Source organism: Pseudomonas sp. SDO5591_S426, from assembly GCF_054070755.1.
This window is the reverse complement of the sequence record NZ_JBSVXD010000240.1, coordinates 1-7,142: the sequence shown is the minus strand read 5'-3', so window position 1 is coordinate 7,142 and position 7,142 is coordinate 1. Positions and strand designations below refer to the sequence as shown.

The window sequence follows — 7,142 nt, the reverse complement described above, 5'->3', positions numbered from 1 at the left end:
ATCCCCTGTAGGAGCTGCCGAAGGCTGCGATCTTTTGACTCTGCGGCACTCACTCCCGCCGCTCAAACCCCTCCCCGATACACCCCAGACACCGCACGAATGCCGCTTTCGCCGGATCAACCACCAGTGCCTGTCCCGCATCGCCCACGCCGCCGCCCAACGCGGTAAACGGCAACGACACCACAAACACCCCGGCACCAATCACCGTCGCCGCGACCAGCAAAGGCCGGGCAATCAACAAGTCGCCGATCATGGCGTAAGCCGGGGGATTCTGGATGGTGTACAGCGGATCACCGCTGCCGCCGCTGGCCACGGCTGATGCACCGAAGCTCAGCAGTAACGCGACGACAAGGGTTCGAAACAGGTTCATGGCGCGGTCCTTCGGTTAAACAGTCAGAACACTGACTATAGACCGTAGGCGTTTCAGCTCTGGCAGCGTGGGCAAAAGACGCTGGCGCGCTGCCCGAGTTTCACTTCCCGCAACTGGGTGCCGCAGATTTTGCAGTGCTCGGCGCCTCGGCCGTACACGAACAGTTCCTGCTGGAAGTACCCCGGCTGACCGTCACCGCCGATAAAGTCCCGCAGCGTGGTGCCGCCGCGCTCAATGGCAGCAGCGAGGATGCGTTTGATCTCGATCGCCAGCTTCAGATAACGCGCCCGGGAAATGCTCTTGGCTTCGCGGCGCGGGTCGATCCCGGCGGCGAACAGCGCTTCGGTCGCGTAGATATTGCCGACGCCGACCACCACCGCGTTATCCATGATGAACGGCTTGACCGCCATCGAACGCCCGCGAGACAACTGGAACAAACGCTCACCGTCAAACAGATCGGTCAACGGCTCCGGCCCCAGGCGAATCAACAATTCGTGGTTGAGCGGGTCGAGGCTCCAGAGCATCGCGCCAAACCGTCGCGGGTCGGTGTAGCGCAGGGCCAGGCCCGACTCCAGTTCAATATCCACATGCTCATGTTTGGCCGCCGGCAGGCCGGCTTCCACCAACCGCAAATTCCCAGACATACCCAAGTGACTGATCAATGTGCCGACCTCGGCGTTGATCAGCAGATACTTGGCGCGCCGCTCCACCAGCACGATGCGCTGGCCGGACAAGCGCACATCGAGGTCTTCAGGAATCGGCCAGCGCAGACGCCGGTCACGCACGATCACCCGGCTGACGCGCTGGCCTTCCAGGTGCGGCGCAATGCCACGACGGGTGGTTTCGACTTCCGGCAATTCAGGCATGGTGTTCTCGAATCAGGCTGGCAGGTGCAACTCAGCGGTGATTGCCGAGGTCGCGAATCGTCTGCTTGAGGGTTTCGAAGTCGTAGTCCGAAAGCCCGACGTAATCGAGCACCAGAGGCCCGATGCTGTTCCATTCATGGTCTTCGGTCTGGTTGCCCAGAACCCGGTAAGACGCACAAATGTGTTCGGCCATTTTCAGGATCGCCAGCAGGTTCTTCAACGAACTGTTGCGCGACGACTCATCGCTGAAGATCGCCAGGGCATTGTGGTGATTGGCGATGGCGGTGCTCACATGCTCCGGCAGGCGCCAGGACTTGGCCGTGTAATAACCGACCACGGCGTGGTTGGTGTTGAAGACCTGGTTTTCGGTGTCCACCACCCGGCAATCGGGGCCGGCATTGGCGTAAGCCTGTTCGAGCACGGTCATGTACTCGGGGAAACGCTGGAGCATCAACGGCACGCCACAGTCGTGGAACAGACCCAGCGCATACGCTTCATCGCCAGCCTGCGCGCCGATGCGCTTGGCCAGGGTCAGGCAGGTCATCGCTACGTCCTGCGCCGTGTCCCAGAAGCGGTTCAGGGTGACGATGGTTTCGTCGTTCATCTCGCCCTTGATCGACTGCGCGTTGATCAGGTTGATGATCGAGCGACTGCCCAGCAAATTCACCGCGCGCTGAATCGAGGCGATCTTGTTGGTCAGGCCGTAATACGGCGAGTTGACGATTTTCAACAAGGCGCCGGACAGACCGGGGTCTTGAGAAATCAGCTTCGCGATCACTTCCAGATCCGGATCGGGCATGTATTGCTCCATCTGCAGATCCACCATGATCTGCGGTTGGGCAGGCACGCTGATGCCTTGCAGGGACTGTTGGATCTGTTCGGAAGTCAGCTCTTGGGACATAAGTACACACTCTGGGCCAGGCGCAGATTCTAGCTTCTAAAACCTGCATCCGACACCTTGGGTGGTTCATCGGTGGAAGTTTCATGTAACTCCGGGCCTGATCACCGCATGTCCATCCGCCACGCCGAGGCCTTGCGCAACGCGCTATACTCCCGCTCTTTTTTCCGGAGCGACGTCATGTCCCTGCCTAGCCTGCGCCTCAAAGCCAACGCCGACCGTCGTCTGCGCAACGGTCATTTGTGGGTCTACAGCAACGAAATCGATGTAGCCGCTACACCTTTGCACGGTTTCAAGGCCGGCGACCAGGCGATCCTCGAAGCCGCCGGCGGCAAGCCGCTGGGCATCGTTGCCATGAGCCCGAACAACCTGATCTGCGCCCGCGTTTTGTCGCGTGACATCAAGTTGCCGCTGGACAAATCGCTGCTGGTGCATCGCCTGAACGTGGCCCTGTCGCTGCGCGATCGCCTGTTCGACAAGCCGTTCTATCGCTTGGTCTACGGCGATTCCGATCTGCTGCCAGGCCTGGTGGTCGACCGTTTTGGCGACATCCTGGTGGTGCAGATCGCTTCGGCGACCATGGAAGCCCACAAGGACGACGTGATCGCGGCGCTGACCCAAGTGCTCAAGCCAAGCGGCATTCTGTTCAAGAACGACTCCGCGGCCCGTGACGCCGAAGGCCTCAACCGTTATGTCGAAACCGTGTTCGGCCTGGTGCCGGAGTGGGTTGCGCTGGAAGAGAACGGCGTGAAATTCGAAGCGCCGGTCATCCAGGGTCAGAAAACCGGCTGGTTCTACGACCACCGCATGAACCGCGCACGCCTGGCGCCGTATGCCAAAGGCAAGCGCGTACTGGACCTTTATAGCTACATCGGTGGCTGGGGCGTGCAAGCCGCCGCGTTCGGCGCCAGTGAAGTGTTCTGCGTCGACGCATCGGCCTTCGCCCTCGACGGCGTCGAGCGCAACGCCGCGCTGAACGGCTTCGCCGAGAAAATGACCTGCATCGAAGGCGATGTGTTCGAAGCCCTCAAAGAACTGAAAGCCAGCGAAGAGCGTTTCGACGTGATCGTGGCCGACCCGCCGGCGTTCATCAAACGCAAGAAAGACATGAAAAACGGCGAAGGCGCCTATCGCCGCCTGAACGAGCAAGCCATGCGCCTGCTCACCAAGGACGGCATCCTGGTCAGCGCATCCTGCTCGATGCACCTGCCGGAAGACGACCTGCAAAACATCCTGCTGACCAGCGCCCGTCACCTGGACCGCAACATCCAGATGCTCGAACGCGGCGGCCAGGGCCCGGATCATCCGGTTCACCCTGCCATCGCTGAAACCCGCTACATCAAGAGCATTACTTGCCGGTTGCTGCCGAACAGCTAACCGCTGCCAACCCCTGTAGGAGCGAGCTCGCGAAGAACGCATAGACACTGCGGGTAACCAGACACACCCGCGTTATCGTTGACGTTTTTCGCGAGCAAGCTCGCTCCTACAACAGATTCAGAATTGCCTCACGCGTACTGACATTGACTTGATTCCTCATCGAATCAATTCTCATCCATCCCTCACGGAACGAGAGAATGGATTGATGCCCTCTGCCAAAAACGCCAACGAAAAGCCGTTGATCACCCTGTTGCTGATGACAATGACGCTGTTGGGTGTTTTTCCGTTGGACGTCGTTCTCCCCTCCTTTCCCGACCTGTCGGCCTACTTCCAGATCTCGCCACCTGAGGTTGCCCTTTCTGTCAGCCTGTTCGCCGTCAGCCTGGCGTTTTCCATAATGCTCGTAGGGCCGCTGTCGGACATGTGGGGCCGCAAGAAGCTGCTGTTGGGTGGTATGGCTGTCGCGATGATAGGTGCGACCGGATGTGCGCTTTCCAGCGAATACAGCTGGTTTCTGAGTTTTCGGGTGATCCAGGCCATCGGTTGCGGATCCTTTTCGCTGTCCCAGGCCTTGGTGCAGGATTTGTTCATCGGTCGCGAAAGGCAGCGACTGCGGATCTGGATGGTGACCGCCGGCGGCGTATTCATTTCAATATCGCCACTGCTGGGGACATGGCTGCAATTGCAGTTCGGCTGGCAGGGCAGCTTTTATGTGTTTGTCACCCTGGCAGCTTTTGTCTGGCTGAGCGCCTGCTGGCTGCTCAAGGAAACCCCGCCGGTGCGCACGACCGCACATGGCAGATTTTTCAGCGCTTATTGGCGGGTATGTTCGGATTCACGGTTCATGGGTTACTGGCTGATTTCGGCCCTGGCCTTCGCCTGCCATTTTTCCTTCATCGTCAGTTCACCCATTATTTTCATGGAGCACCTGGCACTCTCACCGTACGAATTCGCCTGGGCGTTGTTGCTGTATGGCGTCGCATATGTGCTGGGTGGAGTGATCGCCAGCATCTTGCATCGGCACCTGCAAGCCAACACCCAAATCAATGCCGGCCTGTGGCTGATCGCGGCTTCAGGCCCGGCCATGCTGTGGTTGACTCGTCAGTTCGGTCTCTCTGCCACTACGGTGTTGATATCCATGCTGGTGTGTACGCTCGGAACCACCATTACCAGACCCATAGTCAACTCCATAGCCATGAGCATCCACCCGGAACATGCCGGCACTTCTACCTCGGTAGGCGGTGTGCTGATGTTCCTCACTGGCGGCGTGATCAGCGCGCTAATCAGTGCGGTGCCCGAGGACTTGATCACCACTCTGGCCCTTTGCTTCCTGATATTGAGCCTCGCGGGCCTTGGACTGAATGCATTGATCATCCAAAGGAATAAACAGGTACTCGATATCGGCTGACACTGCCAGTCGTCATCCCACACGCGCCATCAACACCGTATCAACGCTTCCCGGCATTCCCTCCAGCCGCCAGCCGTGTAGAATCGCGACATTCATCGCCAGTCATCCCCGGCGGGTTTATGAGCTCAAGCTGAAGCGCGCGGCGATCCCGCAAAGTTATCGGCAACTTCCGGACACACGGCCATTTCTGAGTGTTCCAGACGTCACTAGAAGCTCACTTCCCTTTTGATACCTGATTAGCCGCCCGGAGTGCTTCATGCCTGATTACCGCTCGAAAACATCCACCCACGGCCGCAACATGGCCGGTGCCCGCGCATTGTGGCGCGCCACGGGGATGAAAGATGACGACTTCAAAAAGCCGATCATCGCCATTGCCAACTCGTTCACCCAGTTCGTACCGGGCCACGTCCACCTCAAGGACCTCGGCCAACTGGTCGCCCGCGAGATCGAACGCGCTGGCGGTGTGGCAAAAGAATTCAACACCATCGCAGTCGATGACGGCATCGCCATGGGCCACGACGGCATGCTGTATTCGCTGCCGAGCCGCGAGATCATTGCCGACTCCGTCGAGTACATGGTCAACGCCCACTGCGCCGACGCCATCGTCTGCATCTCCAACTGCGACAAGATCACCCCAGGCATGCTGATGGCGTCCCTGCGCCTGAACATCCCGGTGATCTTCGTTTCCGGCGGCCCGATGGAAGCCGGCAAGACCAAACTCGCTTCCCACGGCCTCGACCTGGTCGACGCCATGGTGATCGCCGCCGACTCCAGCGCTTCTGACGAGAAAGTCGCTGAGTACGAGCGCAGCGCCTGCCCGACTTGCGGTTCGTGCTCCGGTATGTTCACCGCCAACTCGATGAACTGCCTGGTTGAAGCACTGGGCCTGGCATTGCCGGGCAACGGCTCGACCCTGGCCACCCACAGCGACCGCGAGCAGTTGTTCCTGCAAGCCGGCCGCACCATCGTCGAGCTGTGCAAGCGCTACTACGGCGAGAACGACGAGTCGGTATTGCCGCGTAACATCGCGAACTTCCAGGCGTTCGAAAACGCCATGACCCTGGACATCGCCATGGGCGGTTCCACCAACACCATCCTGCACTTGCTGGCCGCCGCCCAGGAAGCCGAGATCGATTTCGACCTGCGTGACATCGACCGTCTGTCCCGTCACGTGCCGCAACTGTGCAAGGTCGCGCCGAACATCCAGAAGTACCACATGGAAGACGTGCACCGAGCCGGCGGGATCTTCAGCATCCTCGGTTCGCTGGCCCGTGGCGGTTTGCTGCACACCCAGCTGCCGACCGTGCACAGCCGCAGCATGGAAGAAGCCATTGCCAAGTGGGACATCACCCAGACCAACGACGAAGCCGTGCATCACTTTTTCAAGGCCGGTCCGGCGGGCATCCCGACGCAAACCGCGTTCAGCCAGTCGACCCGCTGGGAAACCCTGGACGACGACCGTGAAAACGGCTGCATCCGCAGTGTCGAGCACGCTTACTCGCAAGAAGGCGGCTTGGCCGTGCTCTACGGCAACATCGCGCTGGATGGTTGCGTCGTGAAAACCGCAGGCGTCGATGAGTCGATCCACGTGTTCGAAGGCAACGCCAAGATCTTCGAAAGCCAGGACAGTGCCGTACGCGGCATCCTCGCGGACGAAGTGCAGGCCGGCGACATCGTGATCATCCGTTACGAAGGACCGAAAGGCGGCCCGGGCATGCAGGAAATGCTGTATCCGACGTCGTACCTGAAATCCAAAGGCCTGGGCAAAGCCTGTGCCCTGCTCACCGACGGCCGTTTCTCCGGCGGTACTTCCGGTCTGTCCATCGGCCACGCTTCGCCTGAAGCCGCTGCCGGTGGCGCAATCGGTCTGGTGCAGGACGGCGACAAAGTGCTGATCGACATTCCCAACCGCTCGATCAACCTGTTGGTCAGCGACGAAGAACTGGCCGCGCGCCGGGTCGAGCAGGACAAGAAAGGCTGGAAGCCGGTGGAAGTGCGTCCACGCAAAGTGACCACCGCCCTGAAAGCCTACGCCCTGCTGGCGACCAGCGCCGACAAGGGTGCCGTGCGTAACAAAGCGATGCTCGACGGGCTGTAAGGTTTAACCGTCGAACATAAAAATGCCCCGCCATGTGCGGGGCATTTTTATGTTCGCAATTCCTCTGTAGGAGCTGCCGAAGGCTGCGATCTTTTGACTTTGATTCTAAAAAACAAGATCAAAAG

At 59.8% G+C, this 7,142-nt stretch carries 6 protein-coding genes; 3 read left to right on the top strand and 3 right to left on the bottom strand.

Annotation, left to right across the window (positions count from 1 at the left end; all coding sequences use genetic code 11):
- Positions 1-49: 49 nt before the first annotated feature.
- From ACW9JC_RS27295 to ACW9JC_RS27285, 3 genes are read right to left on the bottom strand one after another with little or no spacing between them, the layout of a single operon-like run.
- Positions 50-370 (bottom strand): multidrug transporter, encoded by a 321-nt coding sequence (locus ACW9JC_RS27295; protein ID WP_457458892.1) that lies wholly within the window; start codon positions 368-370, stop codon positions 50-52.
- Between the two features lie 53 nt (positions 371-423).
- Entirely contained in the window at positions 424-1,236 is an 813-nt protein-coding gene (mutM, locus tag ACW9JC_RS27290) for a bifunctional DNA-formamidopyrimidine glycosylase/DNA-(apurinic or apyrimidinic site) lyase (protein WP_457458890.1), read from the bottom strand.
- 31 nt (positions 1,237-1,267) lie between these two features.
- The gene (locus ACW9JC_RS27285; protein ID WP_448109968.1) at positions 1,268-2,083 is read right to left on the bottom strand and encodes an HDOD domain-containing protein; all 816 of its coding nucleotides are present in this window, start codon (positions 2,081-2,083) and stop codon (positions 1,268-1,270) included.
- 231 nt (positions 2,084-2,314) lie between these two features.
- Between ACW9JC_RS27285 and ACW9JC_RS27280 the strand changes: the two genes are divergently transcribed.
- The 3 genes from ACW9JC_RS27280 (at position 2,315) to ilvD (ending at position 7,017) form a co-directional block, all read left to right on the top strand.
- Entirely contained in the window at positions 2,315-3,511 is a 1,197-nt protein-coding gene (locus ACW9JC_RS27280) for a class I SAM-dependent rRNA methyltransferase (protein WP_007995488.1), read from the top strand.
- Positions 3,512-3,716: 205 nt separating this feature from the next.
- Complete coding sequence (locus ACW9JC_RS27275) at positions 3,717-4,919, top strand: MFS transporter (RefSeq protein WP_457458894.1); 1,203 nt, start codon at positions 3,717-3,719, stop codon at positions 4,917-4,919.
- Positions 4,920-5,175: 256 nt separating this feature from the next.
- Positions 5,176-7,017 carry a dihydroxy-acid dehydratase gene (gene ilvD, locus ACW9JC_RS27270; RefSeq protein WP_457458888.1) on the top strand — a complete coding sequence of 614 codons (1,842 nt, stop codon included), beginning with the start codon at positions 5,176-5,178 and terminating at the stop codon, positions 7,015-7,017.
- The last annotated feature ends 125 nt before the right edge of the window (positions 7,018-7,142 follow it).